Source organism: Streptomyces sp. NPDC017993, from assembly GCF_044328065.1.
Lineage (GTDB): Bacteria > Actinomycetota > Actinomycetes > Streptomycetales > Streptomycetaceae > Streptomyces.
Map to the genome: position 1 here is coordinate 1 of NZ_JBIRGO010000035.1, position 26,928 is coordinate 26,928.

The 26,928-nt window shown below is 69.2% G+C and carries 30 protein-coding genes and 3 pseudogenes; 22 read left to right on the forward strand and 11 right to left on the reverse strand.

What is annotated here, in order from left to right; translation table 11 throughout:
• Window positions 1-620: 620 nt before the first annotated feature.
• Both ACH4FH_RS36495 and ACH4FH_RS36500 read left to right on the forward strand, forming a co-directional pair.
• A pseudogene (locus ACH4FH_RS36495) lies at window positions 621-740 on the forward strand (VOC family protein); the annotation flags it as partial.
• 169 nt (window positions 741-909) lie between these two features.
• Window positions 910-1,143 carry a hypothetical protein gene (locus tag ACH4FH_RS36500; protein ID WP_398560278.1) on the forward strand — a complete coding sequence of 78 codons (234 nt, stop codon included), beginning with the start codon at window positions 910-912 and terminating at the stop codon, window positions 1,141-1,143.
• A 225-nt stretch (window positions 1,144-1,368) separates the two neighbouring features.
• Here the strand turns inward: ACH4FH_RS36500 and ACH4FH_RS36505 are convergent, their stop codons facing one another.
• The 4 genes from ACH4FH_RS36505 to ACH4FH_RS36520 all read right to left on the reverse strand — a co-directional run bounded on the left by ACH4FH_RS36505 (window position 1,369) and on the right by ACH4FH_RS36520 (window position 3,475).
• On the reverse strand, window positions 1,369-1,947 hold the full coding sequence (locus ACH4FH_RS36505) for a MepB family protein (RefSeq protein WP_398560319.1): 579 nt from the start codon (window positions 1,945-1,947) through the stop codon (window positions 1,369-1,371).
• 238 nt (window positions 1,948-2,185) lie between these two features.
• A complete protein-coding gene (locus ACH4FH_RS36510) occupies window positions 2,186-2,659 on the reverse strand; it encodes an OsmC family protein (protein WP_398560279.1) in 474 nt (157 codons plus the stop codon).
• Window positions 2,656-3,117: a hypothetical protein gene (locus tag ACH4FH_RS36515; protein ID WP_398560280.1), complete on the reverse strand. Its 462-nt coding sequence runs from the start codon at window positions 3,115-3,117 to the stop codon at window positions 2,656-2,658. Before ACH4FH_RS36515 ends, ACH4FH_RS36510 begins: the two co-directional genes overlap by 4 nt.
• A 229-nt stretch (window positions 3,118-3,346) precedes the next feature.
• A complete protein-coding gene (locus tag ACH4FH_RS36520; RefSeq protein ID WP_398560281.1) occupies window positions 3,347-3,475 on the reverse strand; it encodes a hypothetical protein in 129 nt (42 codons plus the stop codon).
• Here ACH4FH_RS36520 and ACH4FH_RS36525 point away from each other — a divergent pair.
• Window positions 3,474-3,656 (forward strand): hypothetical protein, encoded by a 183-nt coding sequence (locus ACH4FH_RS36525; protein ID WP_398560282.1) that lies wholly within the window; start codon window positions 3,474-3,476, stop codon window positions 3,654-3,656. The two genes, ACH4FH_RS36520 and ACH4FH_RS36525, sit on opposite strands and share 2 nt — an antisense overlap.
• 129 nt (window positions 3,657-3,785) lie before the next feature.
• Here ACH4FH_RS36525 and ACH4FH_RS36530 read toward each other — a convergent pair whose 3' ends face one another.
• The 3 genes from ACH4FH_RS36530 to ACH4FH_RS36540 all read right to left on the reverse strand — a co-directional run bounded on the left by ACH4FH_RS36530 (window position 3,786) and on the right by ACH4FH_RS36540 (window position 5,027).
• On the reverse strand, window positions 3,786-4,346 hold the full coding sequence (locus ACH4FH_RS36530; protein WP_398560283.1) for a hypothetical protein: 561 nt from the start codon (window positions 4,344-4,346) through the stop codon (window positions 3,786-3,788).
• Window positions 4,347-4,580: 234 nt separating this feature from the next.
• Window positions 4,581-4,706, reverse strand: coding sequence for a hypothetical protein (locus ACH4FH_RS36535; RefSeq protein WP_398560284.1), 126 nt, complete (start codon window positions 4,704-4,706; stop codon window positions 4,581-4,583).
• Between the two features lie 168 nt (window positions 4,707-4,874).
• A complete protein-coding gene (locus tag ACH4FH_RS36540) occupies window positions 4,875-5,027 on the reverse strand; it encodes a hypothetical protein (RefSeq protein ID WP_398560285.1) in 153 nt (50 codons plus the stop codon).
• Window positions 5,028-5,203: 176 nt separating this feature from the next.
• Between ACH4FH_RS36540 and ACH4FH_RS36545 the strand changes: the two genes are divergently transcribed.
• From ACH4FH_RS36545 to ACH4FH_RS36555, 3 genes and pseudogenes are all read left to right on the forward strand, one after another.
• Complete coding sequence (locus tag ACH4FH_RS36545; protein WP_398560286.1) at window positions 5,204-5,758, forward strand: hypothetical protein; 555 nt, start codon at window positions 5,204-5,206, stop codon at window positions 5,756-5,758.
• Window positions 5,759-5,957: 199 nt separating this feature from the next.
• Window positions 5,958-6,248: a hypothetical protein gene (locus ACH4FH_RS36550; protein WP_398560287.1), complete on the forward strand. Its 291-nt coding sequence runs from the start codon at window positions 5,958-5,960 to the stop codon at window positions 6,246-6,248.
• A gap of 21 nt (window positions 6,249-6,269) precedes the next feature.
• Window positions 6,270-7,136, forward strand: a pseudogene (locus ACH4FH_RS36555) (IS5 family transposase).
• A gap of 15 nt (window positions 7,137-7,151) precedes the next feature.
• Here ACH4FH_RS36555 and ACH4FH_RS36560 read toward each other — a convergent pair.
• Entirely contained in the window at window positions 7,152-7,898 is a 747-nt protein-coding gene (locus ACH4FH_RS36560) for a hypothetical protein (protein WP_398560288.1), read from the reverse strand.
• 203 nt (window positions 7,899-8,101) lie between these two features.
• Here ACH4FH_RS36560 and ACH4FH_RS36565 point away from each other — a divergent pair, with 203 nt between their 5' ends.
• The 4 genes and pseudogenes from ACH4FH_RS36565 to ACH4FH_RS36580 form a co-directional block, all read left to right on the forward strand.
• The gene (locus tag ACH4FH_RS36565; RefSeq protein WP_398560289.1) at window positions 8,102-8,353 is read left to right on the forward strand and encodes a hypothetical protein; all 252 of its coding nucleotides are present in this window, start codon (window positions 8,102-8,104) and stop codon (window positions 8,351-8,353) included.
• A gap of 358 nt (window positions 8,354-8,711) precedes the next feature.
• Window positions 8,712-9,290, forward strand: a complete 579-nt coding sequence (locus ACH4FH_RS36570) for a dihydrofolate reductase family protein (RefSeq protein ID WP_398560290.1) — start codon at window positions 8,712-8,714, stop codon at window positions 9,288-9,290.
• Window positions 9,291-9,982: 692 nt separating this feature from the next.
• On the forward strand, window positions 9,983-10,762 hold the full coding sequence (locus ACH4FH_RS36575; RefSeq protein ID WP_398560291.1) for an alpha/beta fold hydrolase: 780 nt from the start codon (window positions 9,983-9,985) through the stop codon (window positions 10,760-10,762).
• A gap of 103 nt (window positions 10,763-10,865) precedes the next feature.
• A pseudogene (locus tag ACH4FH_RS36580) lies at window positions 10,866-11,288 on the forward strand (pyridoxamine 5'-phosphate oxidase family protein); the annotation flags it as partial.
• A 109-nt stretch (window positions 11,289-11,397) separates the two neighbouring features.
• On the opposite strand, the gene ACH4FH_RS36585 reads toward ACH4FH_RS36580, so the two are convergent.
• Window positions 11,398-12,303: a LysR family transcriptional regulator gene (locus tag ACH4FH_RS36585; RefSeq protein WP_398560292.1), complete on the reverse strand. Its 906-nt coding sequence runs from the start codon at window positions 12,301-12,303 to the stop codon at window positions 11,398-11,400.
• A gap of 81 nt (window positions 12,304-12,384) precedes the next feature.
• On the opposite strand from ACH4FH_RS36585, the gene ACH4FH_RS36590 reads away from it, so the two are divergent.
• The gene (locus ACH4FH_RS36590) at window positions 12,385-12,876 is read left to right on the forward strand and encodes a cupin domain-containing protein (RefSeq protein WP_398560293.1); all 492 of its coding nucleotides are present in this window, start codon (window positions 12,385-12,387) and stop codon (window positions 12,874-12,876) included.
• 288 nt (window positions 12,877-13,164) lie between these two features.
• Here ACH4FH_RS36590 and ACH4FH_RS36595 read toward each other — a convergent pair whose 3' ends face one another.
• Complete coding sequence (locus ACH4FH_RS36595; RefSeq protein ID WP_398560294.1) at window positions 13,165-13,950, reverse strand: gamma-glutamylcyclotransferase family protein; 786 nt, start codon at window positions 13,948-13,950, stop codon at window positions 13,165-13,167.
• Window positions 13,951-14,355: 405 nt separating this feature from the next.
• Between ACH4FH_RS36595 and ACH4FH_RS36600 the strand changes: the two genes are divergently transcribed.
• On the forward strand, window positions 14,356-15,591 hold the full coding sequence (locus tag ACH4FH_RS36600; RefSeq protein WP_398560295.1) for an MFS transporter: 1,236 nt from the start codon (window positions 14,356-14,358) through the stop codon (window positions 15,589-15,591).
• On the opposite strand, the gene ACH4FH_RS36605 is transcribed toward ACH4FH_RS36600, so the two are convergent.
• On the reverse strand, window positions 15,575-16,435 hold the full coding sequence (locus tag ACH4FH_RS36605; RefSeq protein ID WP_398560296.1) for a sulfotransferase domain-containing protein: 861 nt from the start codon (window positions 16,433-16,435) through the stop codon (window positions 15,575-15,577). The two genes, ACH4FH_RS36600 and ACH4FH_RS36605, sit on opposite strands and share 17 nt — an antisense overlap.
• Window positions 16,436-16,629: 194 nt before the next feature.
• Here ACH4FH_RS36605 and ACH4FH_RS36610 point away from each other — a divergent pair, with 194 nt between their 5' ends.
• The 10 genes from ACH4FH_RS36610 to ACH4FH_RS36655 all read left to right on the forward strand — a co-directional run bounded on the left by ACH4FH_RS36610 (window position 16,630) and on the right by ACH4FH_RS36655 (window position 26,928).
• Entirely contained in the window at window positions 16,630-16,950 is a 321-nt protein-coding gene (locus ACH4FH_RS36610) for a hypothetical protein (protein WP_398560297.1), read from the forward strand.
• Window positions 16,951-17,148: 198 nt separating this feature from the next.
• Window positions 17,149-18,159, forward strand: a complete 1,011-nt coding sequence (locus ACH4FH_RS36615; RefSeq protein WP_398560298.1) for an aKG-HExxH-type peptide beta-hydroxylase — start codon at window positions 17,149-17,151, stop codon at window positions 18,157-18,159.
• Complete coding sequence (locus tag ACH4FH_RS36620; RefSeq protein ID WP_398560299.1) at window positions 18,156-19,415, forward strand: YcaO-like family protein; 1,260 nt, start codon at window positions 18,156-18,158, stop codon at window positions 19,413-19,415. Before ACH4FH_RS36615 ends, ACH4FH_RS36620 begins: the two co-directional genes overlap by 4 nt.
• 69 nt (window positions 19,416-19,484) lie before the next feature.
• A complete protein-coding gene (locus ACH4FH_RS36625; protein ID WP_398560300.1) occupies window positions 19,485-20,264 on the forward strand; it encodes a class I SAM-dependent DNA methyltransferase in 780 nt (259 codons plus the stop codon).
• Window positions 20,261-21,130 (forward strand): class I SAM-dependent methyltransferase, encoded by an 870-nt coding sequence (locus ACH4FH_RS36630; RefSeq protein WP_398560301.1) that lies wholly within the window; start codon window positions 20,261-20,263, stop codon window positions 21,128-21,130. The genes ACH4FH_RS36625 and ACH4FH_RS36630 overlap by 4 nt, the downstream gene beginning before the upstream one ends.
• A gap of 80 nt (window positions 21,131-21,210) precedes the next feature.
• Entirely contained in the window at window positions 21,211-22,374 is a 1,164-nt protein-coding gene (locus ACH4FH_RS36635; RefSeq protein ID WP_398560302.1) for a glycosyltransferase family 4 protein, read from the forward strand.
• Window positions 22,374-23,345: an NAD-dependent epimerase/dehydratase family protein gene (locus ACH4FH_RS36640; protein ID WP_398560303.1), complete on the forward strand. Its 972-nt coding sequence runs from the start codon at window positions 22,374-22,376 to the stop codon at window positions 23,343-23,345. The genes ACH4FH_RS36635 and ACH4FH_RS36640 overlap by 1 nt, the downstream gene beginning before the upstream one ends.
• The gene (locus tag ACH4FH_RS36645; protein WP_398560304.1) at window positions 23,342-24,307 is read left to right on the forward strand and encodes a phytanoyl-CoA dioxygenase family protein; all 966 of its coding nucleotides are present in this window, start codon (window positions 23,342-23,344) and stop codon (window positions 24,305-24,307) included. The genes ACH4FH_RS36640 and ACH4FH_RS36645 overlap by 4 nt, the downstream gene beginning before the upstream one ends.
• 18 nt (window positions 24,308-24,325) lie before the next feature.
• On the forward strand, window positions 24,326-26,272 hold the full coding sequence (locus ACH4FH_RS36650; protein ID WP_398560305.1) for a RiPP maturation radical SAM C-methyltransferase: 1,947 nt from the start codon (window positions 24,326-24,328) through the stop codon (window positions 26,270-26,272).
• Window positions 26,269-26,928, forward strand: a complete 660-nt coding sequence (locus tag ACH4FH_RS36655) for a DUF5825 family protein (RefSeq protein ID WP_398560306.1) — start codon at window positions 26,269-26,271, stop codon at window positions 26,926-26,928. Before ACH4FH_RS36650 ends, ACH4FH_RS36655 begins: the two co-directional genes overlap by 4 nt.

The following is a 26,928-nucleotide window of genomic DNA, read 5'->3' on the forward strand; positions in this document are numbered from 1 at the left end:
AACTTCACCTGCGCGACGATCTTCACGCAGAGCAACCTAGTAGGAATGGTCTTGGGAGGGAAAGTTGAGGTACCGACAGATCCGCAGAGAACTCCGCCGCTACGCGGCTCGGCACCAAGGACCCTTTCCTCCCAGGGCTAAAGCCCTGGGCTTCCTTGGAGAATCCTGGTGGAGGCTAGTTCGCGCGGCTTGCCGGCTTCACAGCCTCGAAGGTCAAAAACCAGCGGATCTTGGTGCCCGTCCCCTCCGCGAGGTTGTCGCAGGTGGCGTCCCTGGCCCACGGCATCCACTCGGCCGGACCCTTGGCGCCTTCGTGCGACTGGGCCCAGGCTGACAGCGACGCGACCGCGCTCGACGTACGTCATTTTTTGCATAATGCTCGCGACGCTGCGCGCTGCACTGCGAGGCGCCGCATCCGGTGCGCGACTTGGCCACCGCCTTGAGCCGGCCCACCGCATCAGGCGCTCGCGCTGGGCTTGCCCTTTGCGTCGTCAGTCGAGAGGCCAGGCGAGCACGCTGCCACCGCGAACAGCAGAACAGGACCAGCAGGGCGGGCGGCGAGGCAACGCGTTCGATCCGCAGGGATTTCCTGACGCCCTCGGCCATGCGCATGCCCGCGACAGCAGTACGCCGCCTGCGGGTTCCTGGTGATGGCCGACCCCGAGGGCAAGGAGTTCTGTAGCGCCCCTGAAGGCCCGGTCGGGCTCGACGACGAGGGACGGGCGCACTACGTCAGCTGACCGACCTTCCGGAGCGTCATCGACTGCCCCTGCAGCTGGCCTGCCACAGCACCGGGCCTCGGTCCCACAGGTGTCCGTGAGGCGGTCGGGCTGCTGGACGTCCGGCCGCGGTTGCGGATCGGCGAGGAGGACGAGCTGAAGAGCGTCTCGTCCAACGAGCTTGCGATGAATGGTGGTTGGCGTCACGGTGGTGACCGTCCGGCGGCCACACGAGTGGTCGGTGCTGGGTGCCCTCTCGGCCCTGCGTCGCCCTGTCGATGATCCGGTCGGGCTCCACGACGAGCTCCTTGCCACCGCAGAGGGCTCGCCGGCCTTCGGTGAGCTGACGCACGCAATGTGGTTGCCGGTGGTGGCCCGCGCCCACGCCTTGCACTTGATCTGGCTTGGCCGGCTCGCGATCTAGCCGGCCAAGCCGCTGAGCGCTGCGACGCTGATCTGGGCGGGCGCCCGGCGAGCAGCCTGATGCGTGCGGGATGTCGGCCTTGGCGCCGGGAGTCAGGATCCGGCTCAACGGTGTCGAGTGGACGGTTGAGGGCGTCGAGCCGCAGGCTGGCGCGTGATGCGCCGGGATGGTTACCGGGTCGCGCGGGTGGTGCTGGGGGCGCACATGAGGAGACCTTTTTTGCCGTCAGGCAAAGTCGCGGCGCCCAGGGGAGTGAAAGAGCTCGTGGGCGCGGGGAATGTCGATGGGATCGCCGTCGGGCAGCTGGAGGAAGTAATTCACCTGCCACGTCTGCGTGTTGCCGGCTTGGCGGTTGGTGGTGGTGACCCACGGCGGATAAACGCGGAATGCCCGTTTCCCGCCGGACCCGTTCGTTGACACGATGCCCCGGTCACGGAGCACGTCGCGCGGGAACACGAACTGCCCGAATCGTTCGCCCTCGCGGGTACTGATGACGAAGAAATCAACGGGATCTTCAGCGTCGAAAGGCTGGATCGGCCCGTTCTCGGGCCTCTTCCACACCGTGACGAACTGGCCGACCTTCGTCGGGGTCGTTTTGGCCACGCGGAACCTGACCGAGAGGCCGTCCAACGTGAACTCGCATGCTCCGTACTCGGCACTCTCCGCTTCGGGCACCGGCCGTGAGCAGGTGAACCCACTGGGGTCATACGCCAGCGCCTTCGCCCTCAGGAGGTCACCGGGGATCCCCGGCTCGGGTGGCCGAGGATCAGGGGCGCCGAATTCCGAGTTGACTTCACGTGCCATCGCCATTCCCTCATCCTGCCAGATGTCGAACATGCGAACGAATCCAGCTCGCCACGGCGAGCGCTCACCCGGCCGCGCCCACGTCCTTGAATCTGCTGACGGACCCCCGATGCCCCGGTCTGCCGTACGGCGCCCCACCTCCACTCAAGCAGGCGCGGCGTAGCGGGATCACGGCCTGGCTGCGCAGCCCTTTCCTCCCGCCACGCCATCCACTTGGCAGTTTGGCTATGGCTTGCCGTTATTGGACACGGATCAGGGGCTCATGGCGGATGGGGAAGTTCACTGAGCGAGCGATGAAGCACACCGAGTGCACTTCTTCATGCAATGCGCGAGCCTTATCCATCATCGAGGCCTCGGCGACGGTCACCTCGGGACGAAGCGTGACCTCGGAAATCTGGCCTCCCCCGCCGCTCGCGTCCATGGTCATCACCCCATGAGCCCGGTCTTCGTAGTCGACAACGGTCACCCCGCCAACAGCGCACAGGTGGAGATACCAGAGCATGTGGCACTGAGCAACGGAGGACACAAGCAGTTCCTCAGGGTTCCAGCGGACCGGGTCACCGCGAAAGGCCGGATCGGAGGAAGCGGCGATGGGACTCTTTCCGGTAGCCAACACTTCGTGAGCACGGCTGAAAGAGCGGTAACTATCCGTTCCTGAGCCGAGGTTGCCGGTCCACTCGATCACTACGTCATAGGTGTGCGTCTCAGTCATGCAGCCAGGATAAGGAGGGGCCAACCCAACTCAGCTGACGACGTCGCGGTCACCACTTCAGTTGCCGGCGCCGAGCCCTGGCGCCCGCTCATGCCAACAAATGGGCATCGAACATGGCAGCCGCCACCCCGTGCCTTCCCGACCCGGTCCTTGGTAGCCGACCACTCGGCATTCGATGAGAGCACGAGTACGACGACTCCCGGCCAGCGCTTGCGGATCTCCACTGCGGCGCGCAGCCCCTCGTCGCTGTGGGTCGGCGACGCCGCCCACGTCATCCCCCCGAACCGCGAAGGCGCCAACCTGGCCATGCTCGACGACGCCGAACTAGAGCAGCGCTCGCCGCGCACCCCGCCGACGACATCCAGACCGCCCTCGCTGAATACGAGCAGCCCTTGTCCCCTCGCAGCGCCGAGCAGCAGCTCGCGACGGCCGAAAGTCCCGGAAACCCCGCGCTCCATGATGTGATCAACTTCTTCGCACCCGACGAGCACACCTGTGAGTCACCGACCGGGGCCACCAAGGCCCTAACTTCGAGCTTCATGAAACGGCAGCCCGGCAGGCGGTCGGACCAGCGTAAAGTGCCTCTGACCTGCAAGCATGAGAATTGTCTGGGCCTTCGTTCCCGCACCAGCCGGAGGCACATCCCAGGTGAGCAAGCCCGTCAGGCTCGGGTGGCGACATGAGGCTTCACAGCCGCCGGACGCGCAGCACGCCGGTCAGCATGGGGAGAGTGAACTCGCCGCGGGCGGTCTCCGTTCGACTCGCGAGGAAAGCCCGGATCCGGCCCAGCGTGGCCTCTTGTTCCTGTTCTGGCATGACCAGCATCCCCGCGCGCGTCGCGATCCGGACGGTGCTCGGCGTAGGCGACCGCCGCTGCGCCGAACGACGAGGAATGAAGCAGCCGTTCATCCTGATCCATCCGGTTACCCTATGGGCGCTGCCGACCGTCAGCTACCCCGCGTCACCACTTCGGCGGGGCCACCCGATTGCGCCCTGAGAAGTGCCTCCGACCTGGGACAAACCGCCGCCGTGCAACTCGTGAGCAGCGGCCACCACCGCTGGCCCCAGGCGCCCACTAGATGGCCGGGGCCGTCGGGCGGCTCCGCGTCAGTACGGCGCGTGGGGTTCAGTCGGTGATGTACCAGTCGTTCTTGAGGTACTCCAGGGTGTAACTGCCGAGGTCGCTCTCGGAGAAGGTGGCAGAGGCCCTGACCGCTTCGACCGGCATCTCGATCTTGGCGGGCGTGCGCACAGCGATGCGCTGTGGGTCGACCGTCGCGGTTTTCAGAGCCTGCTTCTGCGCGGGCGAGATCATTTGGAACACGGTGGCGTACGTCGACGTGCACGGGCCGATCCCCTGGTCCTGTGCCTTCTTCGCGGCGGGCCCGGCCACTTCGCAGACCGTGTCGATGTCCTCACGGCCCAGGGCGTGGAGGTACTGCTCGTACCGCTGGATCGCGGCCTCCTTCGTCCTGGGCGCGGGCTGGTCGCCGGCCGGCTCGGCCGACGGTTTCTCGCTCCGAGCGGGCTCGGACGGCGTGGCCGACGGCTCATCGGCATGCGTGGACGCGGACGGCTGCGAAGGCTTCGCGTCCGTGTCCTCCGTCGCCTTGTCCGGACCGCACGCGCACGCCAACAGCGCCACACAGGCCGATACCGCCACGCTCATCATCGTCCGCGCCCTCATTCGGTCCCCTCCACCACCAGCCGACAACACGTCAAGAGGTCACGCAGAATCCGGGGGAACGGTTCCCGCGCTGGTCCAGGCGGGACGCCGACCCGCGAGTCGGCGGGCATTACGAAGGGCGGCGACACGGAGCATCCGTCACCTGGTGGCTTCGACCTAGGCACGGCGGAGGGCGCACAGCGGGTTATCTGGGGCACAGAGCGTGGCGCGAGGTGATCGGGCCACTCTTCGCAATCAGCGGCAATGCTGCGGACCCCGGACGGCCACGGCCGAGTAGAGCCGATTAGAGCTGCCGGAGTTCCACAGGCCGAAGGCCATCAGCGCCGAGCCGAAAGACGCGCCGGCGAACACGCTGGGCATTCGCCGCATCATGTTCGCCGTCGACGACATCGACCTCATCCAGGCAGCCGTGGCTCCGGTTGCGCCCCAGCAACGCACCTGCCTGGGGGGGCTGATGAACCGCCTCACAGGCCTCACCGGCAATCCGGGGCGTTAAGGGGTCTCAGCTCCTAGGCCGTTACGTTTGGATCAGCGTGCGGAGCAGAGGAAGATGCCTGCGATGTGGAGTCCGGCAAGAACGGTGTGCGCATCGTCGTGCACGAGGACGACGTCGACAAGCCAGCGCACGCTCATGTCACCGGTGGCGGGGGCCGCGAGGTCAGGATCGGGCCGAACGGCCACCCATCGACGGCCAACCAGAGCTCACGCGCAAGCAGCAGCAAGCGGTGGAGCAGCACAAGGCGGAGGTCAGGAAAGCCGTCAGGAAGCTCGGCAGGCGAAAATCAGGCGGAGGAGCAGGCTGAACGGGAGCGACGCGAGGCCCGTCAAGAACCGACCCTGCGAGAAGGGATGAAGCGATGACATTGCACACCGATGTGGCCGAGCTGCTCGCGGGGGCCGGCATCCTCGACGTGGACGTCGACGATGCCGTCGCGGACGAGCACGTCCGATCGTCCGCCTACCAACGCGTCATCTCGGCGACCGCTTCCTCGCGGAGCCGCGACCGAGACCGCGCGATCGTGGCCACGATCCTGCGCGACCCCAATGAGATCTCGTCCAAGACAGCGGTGGTTGCCCTCGTGGACAGCATCGCGATGAAGGTGACCGGTCCTGCCGAGTTCCGGCAGTGGTCCGCCGAACTACTGCCAGAGACGGACCAGCTCAAGACGGAGCAGTTCCGCGAGTTCATCCGCCGCCGCATCCACGACTGGCTGTTCTACCTGTCCATCGAGGACGGTCACGTGCCGACACCGGCCGAGTTGGCGAGGGTCACGGACTGGATGCAGCACCTCGTCGCCGAGGAGTCGACGTCGCCGGCGGTACTCGCCCTGCTCGCCGAGTCAGCCAGCAGGAAGAAGACACGAAACATCGCGACGAACCGAGCCGGAAGCCGGAAGCTGAAAACGCAATGACTCGGTAGTGGCAATCGGCAGACGCGCCGACTGCCTCACCCACAAGAACGGCGTCATGTCCGACGATCACGTGAGAGAACACGTCCAGGACGAAGGCGACGTAGCCCAGCCGGGCCAGGTTCGGACCTAGGAAGTTTCGTTTGGATCAAGATGGGAGGGCGAGTGACCGGCAGGCGCTTCCGGGTGGCACCCTGGGGCGATGCAGTCATGGACCCCATCCACCGAGAACGACCTGCGGCATCTGCTCAATGAGTGGGATCCGATCGGTGTCGCCGAGGACGTGCAGGACGAGTACGACTGCATGCTCGCCCCCTTGCTTCAGCGACTCCGTAGCGGTGCCAACCAGACGGAGATCGGTGAGTTTCTGCGACACGAGCTGCAGGATCACTTCGGACTCGATCCTCTCGGCCTGCGACCCGAAGCGATGGCCACCCGAGTGATCACCTGGTGGTCCGCTGCCGACAGGCTCGATGGCAGCGGCAGCGCGTAGCCGCTCCCTCCAGATCGCCTGATCGTTGGTCAAGGTGTGCCGTTGGCTGACGCGCAGTGGGCGCGGATAGAAATCCTTGCTCCCCGATCGGATGCCGAAGCGGGGTGGCCGGTGGCGGGACCACCGAGCGGTAATCGGCGCGATCGCATGGAAGTTCCAGACCGGATCACAGTTGGTGCACCTGCCGGAGAAGTACGGCAATTGGCGCGGTGTCTACAACCGGCTACGGATGTGGTCCGTCGACGGCACCTGGGACAGGGTGTTCACTGCGCTGGTTGCCCAGGCCGATGCTGATGATGACCTGAACTGGGTCTTCTCCGTGGACTCCACGATCGTGCGGACCCACCAGCACGCGGCCGGAGCCCGTAAAAAGGGGCCCCGGCCGGCGAGCCGGACGACCACGCCATCGGCAGATCCCGCGGCGGACTGACCACGAAGATCCATCTCGCCGCTGACGGCAACTGCCGGCCCTTGGCCTTCCACCTCACTGCTGGACAGGCAGGTGACGCACCCGCCTTCGCTGAGGTGATGGCCCGACTGCGTGTTCCCCGACGGCGAGGGCGGCCCCGCACACCCCGGGCCGGGCGTAGTTCTGGCCGACAAGGCGTATTCCTCGCGCGCTATCCGTGAGCACCTGAGCAGGCCGCGGCATCCGGGCAGTCATCCCCGTTCCGGCCGATCAACGCGGCCACCGCTTGCGGCGCGGCAGCCAGGGCGGCAGGCCACCCGCCTTCGACCGTGAGGCAGTCAAGCAGCGCAACACCGTCGAACGTTGCATCAACCGCTTGAAACAGTGGTGCGGGTTTGCCACCCCGCTATGAGCAGACAGCAACCATCTACCTGGCCGGGCTGCACGTCGCGGGAATCTTCCTCCGGTCTGCCCGGTGATCCAAACGAAACGGCCTAGTCGTCGAAGGGACTGTGCGCATCCACCTTGTAGGTCAGCTCGTAGCGGGCGCCGTCGTCGTTGAAACGGGCCACCTGATAGCCGGCGCCCGCGAAGGACCCGCTCAGTTGCACGGAGCCGATGATGTCCTCGACGCTGCCGTCCTCGTTGGGTCTGACCACTACCTCGACCGTCGCCGGGCCGGGCAGGGGCCGGGTGACGTCCAGCGCCCACGTCTCCCCTTGCTCCATTTCGCGCCGGGCGACCTGTTCGCCATTCCACCGCAGCGTGACCACGTCAAGCTCTGGCACTCCGGGAACGTTGTGGTTCGAGCGCGGCGACTCACAGAAGATCCAGCTGAGGATCCCGTCGTCGGGGGCATGGACAGGCGGGGGTTCCTCAGTCTGGCGGACCTTGTACGTCAGGTCGTACTGAGCCCCGGCCTCGTCGAAGTGAGTCGCGTGGAAGTCAGTGCCGGTGATGCCCGTCCCCACGTCGGCTTCGCTCAGTTGCACGGAGCCGATGACGTCCTCGACGCTGCCGTCCTCGTTGGGTCTGACCACCACCTCGACCGTCGCCGGGCCGGGCAGAGGCCGGGTGACACCCAGCGCCCACGTCTCCCCTTGCTCCATTTCGCGCCGGGCAACCTGTTCGCCATTCCACCGCAACGTGACCACGTCAAGCTCCGGCACTCCGGGAACGTTGTGGTTCGAGCGCGGAGACTGGCAGTAGATCCAGCTGAGGATTCCCTCGTAGGACGGCATCGGCGTTCGCCTCCGGACTGTGGCGTCATGTCCCGAACACCGTCCGTCTCCCCCAGGCGCACCGCCACCGGACTCCGCCAAGCGGACCTCCCGCACCGCCGTAAGGCCCACCGGACCGGCTGACGGCCGCTTGGGTCTTCTCGACGCGCGCCGTGACGGCCTGCCTGTGAGGCTGAGGCTCACCATCCGGAGAGGGAGGAAGCATGCCTGCCACCGACCCTTGCAAGAAGGCCAAAGAGGCCCTTGAGAAGGCGAAGCAGAACAAGGCCCGCCGCTTGAGGGAATTGGACGAAGAGAAGCACAAGCTTGCCGAGTTGCGGGCCGAACAGCCTCCGGACCCCAAGGCGATCGCCGCCCAGGAGGCCGAGGTCGAGGACGCCCGGAACCGATTTCTGAAGGCCAGGGACCATGTCTTGGAAGCCCAGGAACGGGTGGACGAGCTCTGCTCGCCCTAAGCGGCGTAGAGCGGGTTGGTGGTTAGCCCGTTCGTGGCGCGTCGTCGCGCGAACCTGCTCCCCATTGCCCGACCAATCGAAGGAACCATCGATCTCGCTCTTGCCTAGTCGCGTGGAGCTGATCTAGCGCTACGGCCGAGGTGCCCATCAGCCGCCCGACTGCCTGTGGCTATCTGGGCGTGGGGAATGTTCAAGACCTGTGGACCGGAGTGCCACGTCCTGCTTCTCGCCGGCCATGTCGCCGATCACGCTGGCCCTCCCAGGAGTCCAGGAGTCCAGGAGTCCAGGAGCGATGAGTTTCGCCGTGGATTCCCGTCTGAATCCACACATGCGATTAGCCGCACTCGAGGAGAGCATCATGACCGCTACTTACACATTCGATGTCTTCTCCAGCCTCGACGGCTTCGGTGCCGCCAGCGACAGCTGGACCGGCTACTGGGGCAAGCAAGGCCCCGAGCTTCTCGACCACCGCCTCGCCCTGTACGACGAGGAGCAGCGGATGGTCTTCGGGGCCAACACCTATCGGGTCTTCGCGCAGATGCTTGCCTCGAGCACCGAGGAGTCCGAGGTGCGTGACCCGTGGGTCACACGGATGAGGAACCTGCCGGCAACGGTGGTGTCGACCACACTGGAAGGACCCCTCGACTGGCCGGATGCGAACGTCGCGAGCGGCGATGCCGTCGACGTCGTCGCTCGGCTCAAGGAGGAGTCCGAAGTACCGTTGCGTTCGCACGGCAGCCTGTCGATGAACCGGGCGCTGATGGCCGCCGGTCTGGTCGACCGCGTCCAAGTGACGCTCTTCCCTGTGATTACCGGTCAGACCGGGCTGGACCCGATCTTCCAGGGTGCGGCCGACTTCGACCTCGAGCTGATCGAGCGCCGGACCCTCGACGGCCACATCCAAGAGCTCATCTACCGGCCGACCCTGCATGTCTGAGTCCATCCGTGCACCCCACCCCGTCCTGCAGCCGAGCCTGACCCAAGTTCCCGCTGACCGATATGCCGACCGGTCTCATGGCCGCACTGGTCACGCGGCTTGGCTCGCTGATCGCCTCAGGATCGTCGGTGACGGCCAGCCGTAGCGCAGCCGGCATTTCATCCGGGCCGACGAATGCGGAGAGCAACAGAGAGCCCAGGGCTGCCCCTTCGCGCGACCGGGGGCACTGCACACATCCGCCGCTACAACCGCCGGGGCACACATCTTCGCGGCCACTTCTTCGAGGTCCCGGCCAATTCTGATACCGCGATCGACCGGGTCTTCGGGGCCGTTCGCTCGGCCGGACGTGGCACTGGTCCAGGTACCGGCCTTGAGCACTGCCGCTTCCAGTTCGAGGTAGGGCGCCAGTAGGCGATGCCCAGCGGAGGGCCTCACGCAGGGCTCAGGGATGTCATCGATCGCGCAGGCAGCCAGGCAGCCGGCCTGAATCACCGGACAGAGCCTGGTCATTAGGTCGCTGGCGAGGGGCGACGGTGCGCAGCAGCCGGTCTTGCGAGGTGGTGAGCGGAAGCGGGTGCGGCTCTCCTCAATACCTGCACCTGTGCCAAGGGGGGCGCGAGGGGCTGTAGTGGAGCCGGGAGTTGACGACTACTCTCGTTCTCTCTTTCGATCTGCTTTCAGGGGGCCAGGCTGTGCGTAACGCCGTCGTGACGACCGAGGGTGACCGGATCCGCTGGGTCGAACTGCCAGGGCAGGAACCTTCCCGCGTCTACGTACACGGTCTGGGTGCTTCGTCCCCTGCCTACTTCGCCGAGATAGCGGTCCACCCGCTGCTGGTTGGCCGCCGTTCACTGCTGATCGACCTGCTCGGTCACGGCATCAGCGACCGGCCAACGGACTTCGACTACACCTTGGAAGCCCACTCGGATGCACTCGCCGAGGCGCTGACCTCTGCAGGGGTCACCGGTGCAGAGCTGATCGCGCACAGCATGGGCGGATCGGTTTCCATCGTCCTGGCCGCCCGGCACCCGCACCTGGTCTCCCGCCTGGTGCTGGTCGACGCCAACCTCGACCCGATCCCGCGCACGCCCGGTTCCGATGGCAGCAGCGGCATCGCCGCCTATTCCGAGCAGGAGTTCCTGGCCGGCGGGTGGGAAGAGGTCCGTGACCGGGTCGGCCCCCACTGGTGGTCCACCATGCGCCTGGCCGGCCGTGAGGCCCTCCACCGCAGCGCGGTCAACCTCACCCGCGGCACCGTCCCCACCATGCGCGAACTCCTGCTGAACCTGACAATCCCCCGCGCCTACCTGCTGCCCGAGGACGACGGCCCACTTCCCGGCGCCGACGCCCTTGTCGAGGCGGGGGCAGCCGTAATCCCGATCCCGAACTGCGGGCACAACATCATGCTGGACAACCCGGATGGCTTCGCCCGCGCCACCGCGGCTGCCCTCGCCCCACGAGGGCAGGCCTGAACATTTGCGGGCGGCAGTGGGCTGGAGCTCGTCGACGGCCGTCCGGCTTCGCCCGCTGTTTCTCCACGTTTCCGCGCTGTCCGGTCGGGCCGTGGTCGGGCACATGGCACTGTCGAGGCGGGAACGAGAGCGGTTTCTGGCGGAACCTCACATCTGTGCACTGTCGGTGGTCGGCGGCCAGATCGGGCACCGTTGACCGTGCCTATCCGGTATCAGTACACGCCCCCCTGGGCGGCAAGTTGTGGGTCCGTACCGGGGCTCTGATTCTCGGAAAGGGCGAGCAATTCGCTCCGCAAGGCAGTTCGGCCTGATGGTGCAGCGGACCGAGCAGAGGGGGCGCTACGTGTCGGTGGAGGGGCCGGTCGCCAGGACAGAACCGGACACTCGCGAGAGATCCTGGGAGATGGACGCGCGGTACCTCCCGCACGGCAAGGTCGCCGACTTCGTGGAGTACGACCACACCCATCTCGGTGAGCACGTCGCCATCTACATGCAGCCGGCACACTGGCTGTCCGCGACCTGGGGCCTCCTGATCGCCTTGCCACCTGGGCTCGTCCAGTTCGCTTCGGCTAGGGATTCCCTCCCCCTGCGATCGGCGAATCCGTCCATCCCGATGAGGCACCGGACCAGCGTCGTCAGCGCCCAGGCCAAGGGTGGGTAGTAGTGGGACGAAGGTTCCCGCGAGGTGCTCCCTGCCGGTACGCGGCCATCGCGATCTCGATGAACGAGCGGATCAACGGGTTGGTGTCACCGCCCCTGGACACCGCGACCACTCGGCTTGGCGCCATGTCGGCCAGCGGAACCGCGGCCAGGTTCTCGGGCAGGTCGTGTCCGAGTGGGGCCAAGCCGACCGTGCTGTTCCAGAGCACGGCCTGCAGGCATTCCTGGATGACGCGCACCACCGGGCCCTCGCGCGGCTTGCCGCCGTTCCAGTACGACTGCCAGATCGGGTCGGTTCCCTGCGGGAACTGGAACCAGCGGCGGTCGGCCAGGTCGGCCAGCTTCAGGTGGTGGCGACGGGCCAGCGGATCGTCGGCCCGCAGCACCGCACCGACCGGATCGGTGCGCAGCTCACGCACCGTCAGGGCGGTTTCGTTGAACGGCGCGCGGGTCAAGGCGACGTCGACCAGTCCGGCGCGCAGCCCGCAGGTCGGGTCGGTCAGGTCGGTGTCGCGGATGTGGATGTCGACGCCGGGGTGGCTCCGGCGGAAAGAGGCCGCCAGCCTGGTGATGCCGGGGTCGGTGCCATCGCCCAGGATGCCGATGGTGATGGTCGCGGCGCCGGCCGCCGCGGCCACGCGGACGCGGACGCGGTCGGCCTGGTCGAGCAGGGCCCGCGCTTCGTCGCGCAGCACTGCCCCTACCGGGGTGAGCGTGATGCCGGCAGGCGAGCGGGCGAACAGCAGGGCACCGACCTCTGTCTCCAACTGCTTGATCGCCCGGCTCAGCGGCGGCTGGCTCATGTGCAGTCGGGTGGCGGCCCGGCCGAAGTGGAGTTCCTCGGCGACCGCCACGAAGTAGCGCAAGGTCCGTAGCTCCACGCTGCAACGATACCCACGAGGTATCGGCGCTGCAGGATGGGTCTTGGACACCAGCAGGGTCCCGGCGGTGCACTCGTGAGCATGACCGAAGAAGTAGGGACCAACGAGCCGCAGGCCCCCGCCGTATCGGTGGTGGGTCCCGGCGACGGCGAGACGATCGTTCTGGGCACCACGCACATGCGCGTTCTGGAGGACGGCAGCCACACCGGACACCGCCTCGCTATCGCCGAGTCCGTCCTCGCCCCGCACACCCAGGGGCCGCCGCAGCACCGCCACGCCCAACACGACGAGGGCTTCTACATCCTCTCCGGCACCGTGCGCTTCACCGTCGGGGATAAGGACTACGACGCCACCACGGGCACGCTCGTGATGGTTCCGCCCGGCACCCCGCATACCTTCGCCAACCCGACCGATCAACCCGCCGTCATGCTCAGCACATTCACCCCCGACCGCTATGTGCAGTACTTCCGAGACCTCCATGAGCTGCTCGCCGGCGGCCGGCCGCTGACACCACAGGCCAACATCGACGCGATGAGCCGCTACGCGACCGAGCCCGCCACCGACCTCGCCTGAAGCGGACGACCGCACTGGATCGTCGCGGGAATGCTCGCCCTCTTCTACTTCTCCGCGGGCACGCCCGTCCGCGTCGCCCCAACGTGGTCGGGCAATGCCACCGCACCCTGCACGCCGCCGTGCCGGCCATCATCTGTGAACCGTCGTCAATCACCGCTGATGAGGAGCGAATCGGTGGCATACGACCGAGCCGAATGGTCCAAGCACTACGAGAAGGGCGCGGATTCCGGTCACTTGACAACCCGACCGATCAACGCGGCATGTTCTAGGTCATCTACGGGTCATCGCTTAGATCCCGGCACCAGGAAGGGAGATGGAGCGGAACATCTTTTCGCCAAGCTGATCCCGGATGAGAGTGTCAATCTTGTTGGCCTGCGGAACATGAACAAAGGGCCTCCATGGATAAATGCGGTCATTGATCCATGGAGTCTTCCAGTCCGTCGTCGAGGTGAAGAACTTCTGGGCAAATTTCGCTGCGCGAGATGCCGAAAATTCATCCTCGACCTCCAGGCATCCACTCACACATACGTCTACATACGACTGAACAATGGGGAATTCTCGACTTACGTATCTACGCGACGCGCTTCCGAAGTACCAAAAATTTCCGGGTGGTGGAGCTGATCTGCCGTCCAGCATGGTGATGTCACCAGCAGGGATGCGGATCAGCTGGTACCCCTGCTCTCTATCGGTAAATGCCTTCAATTCACCGTGCGACACCTGGAAGATTACGCCGTTGCAGGTCGAGCTTTGATCCGGGAGAGCTCCCAAGTAGGTGGGCCCCCAGCTTGCAGTGTCAACCCGGTCGTACCAGCCACGTGTAATGCCCCGGACGGAGACCGGGAAGGACTTTCCGGCGTTCGGCCAGGTCTCCTCTCGGGATTCCCTTTGAATCAAGGACCCGTATCCGAGAATATGCTGACTGCTGGAATCGGATTCCCTTGCGCCGGCTGTTGCCGAGCCCTGCCGACTGGTGCAACCCGCGGCAGTCACACCGAGGCCCGAGATTGCAATAGCCCCGATTCCCCCGAGTATCTTACGTCGTCCCACTTCGGCCGAGAATTTCATGGTCATCATGCTTCCGCCATGGCAGCGGGGTGTCGAGAAAGACGCGCGGAGCCTTCGGGTTGTCGTCCACACGGCTGGGCCGGTCACGGATTCAGAAACACCTACCGATCTCGACCGGCCGCCGGCCTCCGTCATCACCGACGACATGCTGCGCACCATGCTCCGCAGGCGGGCGAACGGCGAGTCCGTCGAGCGGATCCGGCCCGGCCTACTGGTTCACCCCCACTGGCAAGCGCATGGGACAGGGCCCCTTCCGTCGCCAGCAGGTACCGGGCACTCGTAGAGCGCGCCAAGGCCGTTCGGGCGGACGGTACCCCGATCGCGGGCGGCCCGGTTCCGCCGCGCGAGACGTGCGCCGTGTGACGATCCCTGGACGGCGTGCCCGGCCAAGGCGACCCCGAGAGGAGTGGGCTGGTGTCGACGGGAGTGGGTGGGGTTTGGGCGCCACTCGCGGTACCGGTCTTCCGGCGGCACTTCGTCGCCCGGCTGCTGAGCTGGTCGGGCACGGCGATCGCGCCGATTGCTCTCGCCTTCGCGGTGCTGCGACTTCCCGGTGGGAGCGGCGAGGCGCTCGGTTCGGTTCTCGCTTGTGGGATGGCCCCGCAGCTGGTGCTGCTACTGATCGGGGGCGTGAGCGCCGACCGGTGGCCGCGGTTGCGGGTGATAGCGGTGGCCAACACCGTGTCGTCGCTCGCACAGGCCACTGCGGCGTTGCTGCTGTGGACACGTACGGCACAGGTCTGGCAACTGGCGGCGCTGGCCGCGGTGTGCGGCGCGGCGACCGCGTTCTTCACCCCGGCGTGCTCGGCGGTGCTCACCGACCTCGTACCGGAGCACGTCCGCCCGGCGGCCAACGCCCTGCTGCGGCTGGGGCAGAACGTCGTGAAGGTCGGTGGCCCGGCGGCCGGGGCCGTGCTGGTCGCGCTGGTGGGGTCGGCCTGGGTCATCGCCTGGGATGCGCTGTCGTTCGCCTGTGCCGCCGCGTTGTTCGCAAGCCTGCCGCACCCGGCTCATCCGGCGCCGCCATCCGGTCGGTTTCGTCAAGATCTGCGGGAAGGCTGGCAGGACTTCCGCTCCAGGCGCTGGCTGGTCGCGATCACGACGCAGGGCGCGCTGATCATCCCGGTGTGGATGGCCGGCTACCAGCTGCTCGGGCCGGTGTACGGACACCAGGTGCTGGGCGGGCCTGCCGCCTGGGGGGTGGTGACCTCCGGGTTCGCGGTGGGGCTGGTCACCGGCTCCGGGGTCGCGCTGTGGTGGCGGCCGGTCAGGTCCGGGGTCGCGGTGTGCGCGGCCACGGTGCCGATAGCGGCCCCGCTGGCAGTGATAGCCGCCGATGGCCGGACGGCCGGGCTCACCGTGGCCGCCGCCGCGGCGGGGGCGGCGAGCGCGGTGTCGATGACGGTGTGGACGGGGGTGCTCCAGGAGCGGGTGCCCGGTGCCCGGCTCAGTCGTGCGGTCTCCTACGCGACACTCGGCCAGTCGATCACCGTTCCACTCGGTTACCTCGCCGCCGCGCCCGCAGCACAACTATTGGGTTTGGAGGGGGCGTTGGGCGCCGGAGCCGCGTTCATCGCCGTGCTGGCCGTGCTTCCGCTGGCGCTCCCCGAAGTGCGCGGGCTGCGCGGGGCGGTCACTTCGCGGTGCTGAGCGGCGGTCCTGGCGGCTGGTCGGCCGCGAGTGCGGCCGGCTGCCAGGCCGGTACCAGATGGCCGCGGACGAGTGCACCGACGTGGTCGGCCTGTTCCTCGCTGAGGTAGTCGCGGAACCCGCCGACCACACCGCGCCGGGTCTTGTACGATTCCGCGTCGCCCGGATCTGAGGGGCGCAATTTCTCCGAGCGGAATACGTCGTCCCGTTCCATCGCCCGCATGGCGCCGAACCGGGCGAACGCCACCGCGTCCTCCACCGCGGAGGGGTCCACGGCCCGCGTCAGACCGCAAAAGCGCAGGATGCGGGTGAGTTCGCCAGAGGTGTCGGCGGTCAGCCGTTCGTAGGAGGAGAGCAGGAATGCGGCCGGCACGTGCTGCTGGGCGTGCCAGATGTTCCAGAACTCCAGGCAGGTGCGCACGCTGCCCACCTCCTCGGTCAGGAAGTTGCCGAGCGTTCCGGTGTAGGAGTCTCCCTCCCTCCGGGTGCGCTGGAAATAATGGGAAACGGCTACGTCGCGGATGTCCCGCAGCAGCAGGACAACTTTGCGGTCGCGGTAGAAATCCTTGTCCGCCGATAACTGTGCGGGGGCACGCAAGGCCACCCGGTCGTCGTGCCAGAAGACGATCCGGGGAACTGCGGAGTCGATCGCGCTGAAATTCGTGAGGTCAAGATCCCTGCACACCTCCATCGGAATGCCGTGGGCCTCCGAGATCGCGCGGGCCATCAGCAGTCGAAGCCAGGTCCGACCGCACTTGGGGAACGAGATGATGTAGACGTCGCCTTCGGCGTCGACCGCGTGAACGGGGTTAGACGCCGCGGTCGTTGAGTTGTCAGGAGCCACAGCCGGTCATTGTCTCGGGCTCTCCGACGGATGACAACAGCGCCTTCGCAGCGGGTCGGGAGGGGAAACCTCCTGGGCGCTTCCCGCCCTTCCGGTGCTCCCGCCCGCGCTTTCTCGACCCTTGAGACAGCGAGTGGGGCGATCAAGCCTGCTTTCCCCTGCAGAATATTGACGCTCGGTCATATGTGCCCCGCATGACGCGCCCCAGATATGCACTCTCACCACACAGGAAACACGCGAAGACGATTACCGGACTAGTTCCGACTCTTTCCGGAAACCTGCCGGGCGTTTCCCTCTCCATTGATCAAGGCGTCATTTCGCCGGGTAGCCGGCTCACGTTTCTTTGGGCCGTTTCCGGGCTGGGTAGCTGCTGTCCGGCCGATGGCGGGAGCCGTCGGCCGGTCACGGATGCCCCCGTCAGAAAGAGAGCACTCATGGAGCAGCAGGAGATCGAAGAGGTCACCGAGGAACTTCCCGAGTTCGCCCTGATGATCGACATCCCGAGCGAGGACTGAGACCACCGGTCCGTCCAAGGGCAGCACCCCGGGTGCGTGGCGGGTCCGCCCGCCACGCACCCGGGCGTCCGCCGCGGCCATATCGGCCCGCCGTGCCCGTGCCCGCCTCGAACGACGCCGTGTTGCGGCGGCGTGCACGGAAGGACGAGGCCGGAGACCGACGACACCGTAGTCCTCACGACGCTGGAGACCGGACTGTTGCTTGTCAGCCCAGACGCGGTGGCCGCCCGCCGCGACGAAGACGCCCTCTGGAGCACCACCGATGCCGTGCTGCGCACCGCCGGGGCCTCCGCGCCGGGACCTCCTCGCCATCCCGCCCGCAAGGCAGCGGCGCACGGAGTGCGGACGGAGCCGGCAGACGGTGCCGCGCCGGCCGCCGGCCCGGAACCGGGCGCCGACGGCGGGGCTGTCGTACCACCCCCTCGGCGGGCCGCCGGCCTCTGGCCCGTCGATCTCGCCGACCCGGCACCGCATCTGGAGCAGGCTGTCGGCCGGGCCCTCGCCTCCCTCCCACCCGGCCACGGCCCGGCGGCCGACGCTGCGGACGCGGCGGGCCGAGGCTCGGTGGTACGGGGCTGGGATGCCGAGCAGGCCGCGGTCCTGGCCGCGTCGGCGGAGTGGCTGCACCGGGCATGGCCGTCGATGCTCGCCGAACTGCGGGAAGGAGTACGGCAGATCGCCCTGCTGCACGGCCCGTCCATCGACGGCTTCACCGACTTCACCACGCACGGCGCGGTGTTCGTCAACGCGTCCCGGCTGACCACGGGCCGCACCGGGCTGCCCGGCTGGGTCCGGCTGGCCGACGCCCTGGTGCACGAGGGCACGCACACCCGCTGCAACGCGGCGGCGCTCAGCGCCCCCTTCCTCGTACCCGACGCCGGCCCCGCGCCGACCATGCCGACCCCGCTGCGCGCGGACCCCCGGCCGCTGACCGGTCTCTTCCAGCAGACGGTCGTCCTGGCGCGTCAAGCGGTCCTCTATCGCCTGCTGCACGAGGAGACACCGGCTGCGGACCTGCCGCCGCAGGCCGTCGCCGCCCGCCGGATGCAGGTGCTGAACCGGGCCCGGCAGGGCGCCGGGACGCTGAGCCGGTACAGCGCCTCCCTCACCCCGGCCGGTGAGGCGGTACGCGCCGAGGTGGACGAGCTGCTGGCGCGGGAGAGCGCGCCGACCGGGGCGCACCCCGGCACCTACGGGGGCCGCGGGTGACGGTCTCCGTATCGGCGGCCCGCTGGACGCCCGAGGTCTTCGGCCCCTGGCCGCACTCCCCCGGCGCGCTGCTGGCCCGCGTCGCCGCCCGGTCCGCGGCCTTCGCCGGCGCCGGCGCGGCGGGCGGTGCCCCCGTCCTGATCGGCAGTGCGGCGGGCGCCGAGCCCGGCGACGTACGGCGGCGCGCCCGGGGCGAGTTGATGGAGCGAATGGGTAGCGTGCTCGCCGGCCGGTCGGCGGAGGCCGAGGCGGCCCGGGCCCGGCCGGGCGACAAGCCCGGCATCGGCGCGTTCGTCCACATCGGCGACTGGTGTGCGCTGCGCCGGCACGGGGTCCCGGCCGTCGACCCCGCCGCCTGGACCGGGAGTGGCGACTCGCGTGATGTGCGCCAACTGTGGTGCCGGGGCCGCTCGATGGGCACCGGTGAGGAGGTGTGGGTGCCGGCCGGTACGGCGTTCCTCCAGCACCGCCCGCCGCCGGGCTGTACGGTCACGCATCGCGCGGGCTCGACGGGCGTGGCCGCGCACCCGGATCCGGCCGCGGCGGCTGCGCATGCGGCCTGGGAGATCCTGGAGCGCGACCTGGTCCGCCGCAGTTGGTGCGCTCCGCACCGCCGGCCGCCGGTGTCCTTCGATGCCCGTGCCGCACTGCCCGCGGACGCGGACGCCGACGTGGTGCGCGGGCTGCTCGACCGCGAGGCACTGACGGCCGTCGTGCTGGCGCTGCCTGCGCCGGCCGGTGTCGTGGCGGTCGCCGTCTGCGTGCACGAGTCGGACGGCACCCATCAGACCTTCGGCGCACGCTGCGCACCGGCCGGCGAGGGGCAGAACGCGGTCGTGCGGGCCTGCTGGGAGGCGCTGATGGTCCGTTGGAGCATGGCGACACCGGTGGCCCGCCGCGGCTGGGATCGACTGGCCGGCACCGGGGTCCCGCGTAGCGGACTGGATCACGCGCTGTGGGCGTACCACGCTCAGGATGCGCTCGCGCACTGGACCGGCTCCTTCGCACCGGGGCGCTCTCCGGGCCCGGCCGTCCCGTCCCCCGCACCCGACCCGCTCGCCCGCGTCGAGGCCACTGTCGTGCCACTGCCTGCGGCGCTGTTGGCCGGCCACACCGGCGAGGACGTCGTCGCGGTGGAGCATGCGGTGGGGCCACCGGCGGAAGAGGGGCTGGCGGTCGTCCGGCTGGTCGCCCCCGGCTCGCTCCCCCTGCCGGCCGGGCCCCGGCCCGGCGCGCCTCCGCACCCGTTCGGCTGACCAGCACGACGACCTGCCCGTACTCCGCTCCGTCCACCACCCCCCTCGCCACCGCTCCCAGGAGGACCGATGTCCGCGCTCCCCGACGACGCACCTTGCGAGCCCGCGCGCGCCGAGCCGGCCTACGCGGCCCTGTTCGCCGCCCGCTACGACGACTGGTTGGCGGCACCGAACAGCGACGCGACCGTGGAGTTCCTGGCCTCGATCGCCGAGCAGGGGCCGCCGGGACCGCTGCTGGAGCTGGGCAGTGGCACCGGCCGGGTGGTGTTGCCGCTGGCCGCGCGCGGACTGACCGTGGAGGGCGTCGACGCCTCGCCGGAGATGACCGCCCGGCTGCACGCCAAACCCGGCGGCGACACCGTCTGCGTCACTCCGGGCGACTTCTCCGCCCCGCCGCAGCCACCGGACATCGGCCGCCACGCGCTCGTCTATGCGGCCGGCGGCACGTTCGCCGAGCTGGACACCCAGGCCGCCCAGCGCCGCTGCTTCGCCTCGGTCGCCCAACGGCTGCGACCCGGCGGGGCGTTCGTGCTGGACTCGCATCTGCCCGAAGCGCTCGCCACCGTCGGCACGGGCACCCAGCCGGTCCCGACACCCGGTGACGGCTTCGTGCTGCGCACCCGCATCCTCCACCCCGCCCACCAGCGCTACACCTCCGACTACCTGGTGCTCGACGACGGCAGGATGCGGCACGTGCGAGTCTCCTTCCGCTACTCCTCACCGGGCGAACTCGACCTGCTGGCCGAGTTCGCGGGCCTGCGCCTGGTGCGGCGCACCGGCGGCTGGTCGGGCCGGCCGCTGACCGACGCGAGCACCCATCACGTCTCCGTCTACGAGCTGCCCGCGTGAGCGCCGCGAGCGCGCCGCGCGACCCGGAGCGCTACCTCACCGACAACCACCGCCTCTGGCAGCAGTGGACGCCGCTCAAGGCCGCCTCGGCCCACTACGACCTGGAGGGGTTCCGGGCAGGTGGCAACCGGATGCGGCCGCTGGAGCGGGCCGAGGTCGGCCCCGTCGAAGGCCGCACCCTGCTGCATCTGCAGAGCCATGTCGGACTCGACACCCTCTCCTGGGCCCGGTTGGGCGCCCGCGTGACCGGGGTCGACTTCTCCTCCAGCGCGGTGGAGATCGCCACCTCGCTGGCCGCTGACGTCGCGCCGGACGCGCGCTTCGTCGAGTCCGACGTCCTGCGGCTGCCGGAGGTGCTGACCGGGACCTGGGACATCGTCTACACCTCCAACGGAGTCCTCGGCTGGCTGCCCGACCTGCGCGGGTGGGCGCGGGTGGTGGCGCACTTCCTGGCGCCCGGCGGCTTCCTCTACCTCTTCGAGGGCCACCCCGCCGCCTGGACGCTCGACAACACCCTGCTGGAGCCCGAACTGCGGCTGCGCTACTCCTACTTCGGCGAGCCGGAACCGCTCTCCTTCGAGTACCACAGTCCGACCTCGGTGCCGGAGGCCCGCATCCCGGACGTCGAATACGTGTGGGGGCACACCCTGGGCGACCTGGTCACCGCGCTGGCCGAAGCCGGTTTGCGAGTGGAGTTCCTGCACGAATGGCCGTTCGTGGGCTGGCGGATGTTGCCCTTCATGGAAGAGGGCCGGGACGGCTGGTGGCGGCTGCCGGACACGCTGCCGGCGCTGCCGCTGTCGTTTTCGCTGCGCGCCGCCAAGCCGGCAGAGCCTCGGGAGCCCGCAGGGCCCGCGGAGCCCTGACCCTCTCGACGCCCTCCTCCTCCCCCACCCGCCTCCCCGCCGTCACCCCGCCGTCACCCCGTCGTACGGAGGACCGCCGCATGCGCATCGCCTATCTGCACTCCGGCAGCATCCCCTCGGTCTACGCCAACGGAGTCCACGTCATGCGCATGTGCGACGCGCTGACCGACGCCGGCCACGACGTCCGCCTCTACGCCTTGCGCGGCGAGATGTCCTCCGAGGACGTGCACGCCTACTACGGGACGCGCAACCGCTTCCCCGTGCGGACCTTCCCGGTGCGCGCGCCCGTGCTGCTCGGCAGCTGGCTGCGTGCCTGGCGGATACGCCGCGCGATCCGCCGCGACGGCATCCCCGACCTCCTGTACGGGCGCGATCCGCACGCGCTGGTCGCCGCCCGCGGCCTGGCGCCCCGGATCTACGAGACCCATCTGCTGTGGGACAGCCGGATGATGCGTGCGATCGAACGGGTGCTGCTGGGCAGCCGGTCGGTGCGCGGCGTGGTGTTCGTCTCGCAGGCGCTCGCCGACGACTACGCGGGTGCGTTCCCCCGGCTCGACGGCGCCGACGGGCCGGCGATGATCACCGCCCACGACTGCGCCGATCCTCCCCCGCCGGGCCCGGTCGCCCAGTTGCCCGGGAGGCCGGGCGCCCTCAAGGTGGGCTACGTCGGGCATCTCTACCCGGGTCGCGGTATCGAGGTCATCCTCGGTCTCGCCGACCGCGTTCCGGAGGCCGACTTCCACGTCGTCGGCGGGACCGCATCCGATCTGGCGCATTGGAAGAAGCGCGCGGACCGCCCCCATCTGCACTTCCACGGCCATCAGCCGCCCGGCTCCCTCCACCCTTACTACCGGGCCTTCGACCTCGTCCTCGCCCCGTATCAGCAGCGGGTGGCCTGCGCGGGAGGTGCCGGCGACATCAGCCGCTGGGTCTCGCCGATGAAGCTGTTCGAGTACATGTCGCACGGACTGGCAGTGGTCGCCTCGGACCTGCCCGTCCTCAGGGAGGTCATGGCCGACGGCGTCAACTGCCTGCTGGTGCCGCCGGCCGACCTCGACGCCTGGGAACGCGCCGTCCGCCGCCTGGCCGCCGAGCCCGAACTGCGGGCCCGCCTGGGTGATGCGGCCCGCGACCAGTTACTCACCGAGTACACCTGGCGGAGACGCGCCGACCGGGTCCTGACCCCGGTCACCGAGCGGCCCCGCCCCGCGGGGCCTGCGGCGACCGACCGGGCGAGCCGCTGATGCGCGCCGTGGTCACCGGCGCGGCCGGTTTCATCGGGTCCCACCTGTGCGAACACCTGCTGGCCGCCGGGGACGAGGTCGTCGGCGTCGACTGCCTGACCGACACCTACGACCCCGCAGTCAAACGCCGCAACCTGCGTACCGCGCTGAGCAGTCCACACTTCACCTTCCGTCATGCCGACCTGCTGCGCACCGATGCGGTCGCCCTCCTCGCCGGTGCCGACGCGGTCTACCACCTGGCCGGCCAGCCCGGGGTCCGGCTCTCCTGGGGCGAGGACTTCGCGCTCTACACCGACCGCAATGTGCTGGCCACGCAGCGGCTGCTGGAGGCTGCCCGCGCCCATCCGCCCGCCAAGTTCGTCTACGCCTCCAGCTCCTCCGTCTACGGCGAAGCACTCCGTCGCCCCACGCCGGAGTCCGCGTACCCGCGGCCGGTATCGCCGTACGGCGTCACCAAACTCGCCGGGGAGCAGCTGTGCGAGCTGTACCGCACGGCACATGGGCTGCCCACCGTCGCGCTGCGGCTGTTCACCGTCTACGGGCCCCGGCAGCGGCCCGACATGGCCTTCGCCCGGCTGCTCGCCGCCGCGAGCGGAGGGCCGGCGTTCCCCTTGTACGGCGACGGCGGCCAGAGCCGCGACTTCACCTACGTCACCGACGTGGTGTCCGCGATGCGGGCGGCAGCCCGCAGCTCCTTCACCGGGGTCGCGAACCTGGGCGGCGCCGACCCGGTCTCCATGCAACAGGCGGTCGCCGTCGTCGAGCGCCTCGTCGGCCCGGTGCTGCTGACCCGCCATCCCGCCTCGGCAGGGGACGCCCGGCACACCGGCGCCGACATCCGGCGGGCACGGGCGGCGTTCGGCTTCAGGCCCTCGGTCGGCCTGCACAAGGGCCTGGCGGAGATGGCCGCAGAGCATGCGTCGCCCGACCATCATCACCGGATGGCACCCACCGGAGGCGAGCCGTGGTGAACCGGTCCGAGCCTACGGAGCAGCACCCGGCCACACCCCCGCCGCGCGCCGCCGACCTGCATGTCGTCGAGCCTTCCGGGCGCACGGCCGACGACCCGCGGGAGCACCGGATCGCGGCGCGGGCGGGCACCCTCCCGGTCCCACTGCGCGCCGTACTCGACGGCCATCTGGTGCTGCTCAAAGGCGGGATGGCGCACCTCGGCGCATGGGAGCCGCTGCAACGGCAGGTTCGCGCGGCCCTCGACGAGCATCTGCCGCACGGTACGGCGGCGGACCGCCCGCTCGAAGAGCTGCACCGCCACGCGGACACCGCGCTCACCGCCCGCATCCGCACCGACCTGGAGACCCGGATCCGCCCCCTCGCCCGCACCGTGTTGCGGGACTTCACGACCGCGCTGACGCCGCAGTCCGGGCGGATATACCTGAGCGACCACCTCGGGGTGCGCATCATGCCGCCGCGCTCCTCCATCGCCCCCGGCGGCGCACCGGACGGCCTCGCCGGATTCCTCACCCCGCGCGACGCCCATGTCGATTCGTGGTTCAACACACCCGTCAACTCCATCAACCTGTGGATCGCCCTGACCCGTGTGGAACGGGGCAACGGACTGCTGTTCCACCCGGACGCATACCGCCGCCCGCTGCGCCACGACGGCTGGGACCTGTTGCCCGGTCAGGACGTCGGCGACCCCGTGGACGTGGCGATGGACGCCCAGGACGTCCTGCTGTTCGCCGGCGACCATCTGCACGCCTCACAGCCGAACGACACCGATGCGACCCGCATCGTGCTCACCAAGCGGCTGTGCCTGAGGCCTCCGCGCTACCCGCGCCACGGCACCGGATGGGTGCCGTACCACGATCCACGGCTCTGTGGCATGCGCTGGGAACCTCTCGCGTCCTGGCGCTCCCGACTCACCACCGCGGGCCTGCGGCACGCCCTGCGCACCGTGACCGGTCACCGCTGAATCCCCGAAAGGAGAGCCATGCGCGTCCTGCTGGTCAACATGCCATGGGCGCTGGTCGAGGTGCCCTCGCTTGCCCTGGGCATCCTGGCCTCCGCGGTCCGGACCGCCGCTCCGGACGCCGAGGTCGCGACCCTGTACGCCAATCTGGACTACCTCGACCATGCCATGGCGGACAGCGACTTCACCCTCGACGACTACTCCTTCTTCGCCCTGCGGACCTATGAGGAGGGCCTCGGGGACTGGATCTTCTCCTCCGCGCTCTACAACGACCCGGACTGGCACATCGACCGGTATGCCGAACAGTTCGACCTGCCCGCCCGGACCGACCGGCTCGCCCGCCGGCTGCACCGTGCCGCACCGGACTTCGTCGAGCTGACGACCCGCCGGATCCAGCGGTGGCAGCCCGACGTGGTGGGCTTCACCTCGACGTTCCAGCAGAACACCGCGGCACTGGCCGTGGCCCGTCGTCTCAAGCGGGACCTGCCGCATGTGGTGACCGTATTCGGCGGCGCCAACTGCGAGGGAGAGCAAGGCGCCGCGCTGCACCGCAACTTCCCCTGGGTGGACGTCGTGGTGCGCGGCGAGGGCGACCGGGTCTTCCCGCGCCTGCTGGAACGGCTGCGTCCGGACTGGCCGGACAGCCCGGACAGCCCGGCACGACACGGTGCGCCACCCGACCGGCCCGATACACCCGACCTGTCCGACCTGCCGGGCGTCTGCCACCGCTCGGCCGACGGCCGGAGCGTCGTCCAGACGCAGTCGACCGGGCCGCTGTCCCCGGCGGACATCGCCGACCCCAGCTATGACGACTACTTCGAGCGGTTCGCCCGCTCGCCGGTGGCCCAACAGGTCGCGCCCACGCTGGTGGTGGAAGGGTCGCGGGGCTGCTGGTGGGGAGAGAAGCACCACTGCACCTTCTGCGGACTCAACGGATCCACCATGGAGTTCCGGGCCAAACCGCCCGAGGCGTTCGCCCGCGAGGTGATCCGGCTCGCCGAACGCCACCGGACGCTCGACTTCTGGGTCGTCGACAACATCCTCGGCACCGCCCATCTCAACACCGCCCTGCCCCTGCTCGCGGAGGCCGGCCACGACCTGCGGATGTTCGTGGAGATCAAGTCCAACCTCCGCCTCGACGCCCTCAGGCGCCTGTCGGCCGCCGGCATGGTGCACGTCCAGCCCGGCATCGAGAACCTGAGCAGCCGAGTGCTCTCGATCATGGACAAGGGGGTCACCGGCTGCCTCAATGTGCGCTTCCTGCGAGATGCGGAGGAGGCGGGACTGACGGTCTCGTGGAACTACCTGTACGGATTCCCGGGCGAGAAGCCGGAGCACTACGACCGCGTGATCGACCAGTTCCCCGTACTGCACCACCTCCAGCCCGCACGGCACGCCGGACGCCTCCGCGTCGAGCGCTTCAGCCCCTACTTCGATCGGCCCGACCTGGGCTTTCCCGAGCTGCGCCCCGACCCCAGGTACGCGCTCGCCTACGATCTACCGGAAGCGGAACTCCACGATCTGGCCTACCTGTTCGAGACGCCTGACCGAGGAATCGGCCCCGATGCCGCCACCCGGCTCGATGACGGTCTGCGCACCTGGCAGGAGGCCCACCCAACAGCCCGCCTCACCCGGCGCGACCACGGCGAGGCGATCGAACTGGTCAACACCCGACCGCACTTCGGCTGGTCGTCCCTCCGGCTGAACGATCCCGCCGAAGTGGCCGCGTTCCGGTTGCTGGACAACCCTCGTACGCCGAAGGGACTGGCCCGGCGCCTGGGAGCCGAGCAGCCCCGGGTGGACGAGCTCCTCGACCACTGGTGCGAACTGGGCCTGCTGTTCCGCGAGGACGGCCAGGTCGTGCATGTCGTACCGCGCGCCACCAACGCCGAACTGCTCCGCCTGCCGGTACGGAAGCCGGGCGACACCAGGCTGCGGCCGCCCCGCGGCGAGGAGTGCGCACAATGAAGGAGACCTCGGCCGGATACCTCACCTGGTCCTGTGACTACCGCCCTCGGCCACCGGGCGCGGGCGTCGAGACGACATGGCGTACGCCGCTGCCCGACGGGGCTCTGGACGGCTGGGCCCTCGACCGCTTCCGGGCAGGCGCCAGGCACGCGACCCTGCACGAAACCGTCGACCTGACCGGCGCATCAGCACCGGCCACCGCTCTTCGCCGCCTCGCCGTGGTACGCGAACTGACCGGCATGGGCATCCCCGTCGACTGGTCCGTACGACTGAGGACAGCCGACGACTGGAGGCGTCTCGGCCATCTGACGCCGCCCCGACACCTGCGCCTGCCGGGAGATCCGGAGGAGGGTGCCGGGTACGCGCTGCGGGCCTGGCGGGCAGCTCACCTGCCGGGCATGTGCATCTGGCGCAAGGGGCCCGGCTTCGTCGAAATCCGCGACCACCGCGGTGATCCCGCGAGAGTGGAGCTGCTGGACGGGCCCGCGGCCCTGTCCGCTCAGAGCATGGCAGCCGACGGGGCAACGGACCACGCCCTGCCCGCAGACCTGTCCGCCGACTGGCTCCGCCGGGACCTGCTCCTCGCCGTCGGCCCCCAGGTCCTCTGGCTGCCGTGCCGGCCGCACCGGTGGCCGTTCCCGGCGATGCTGTTCTGA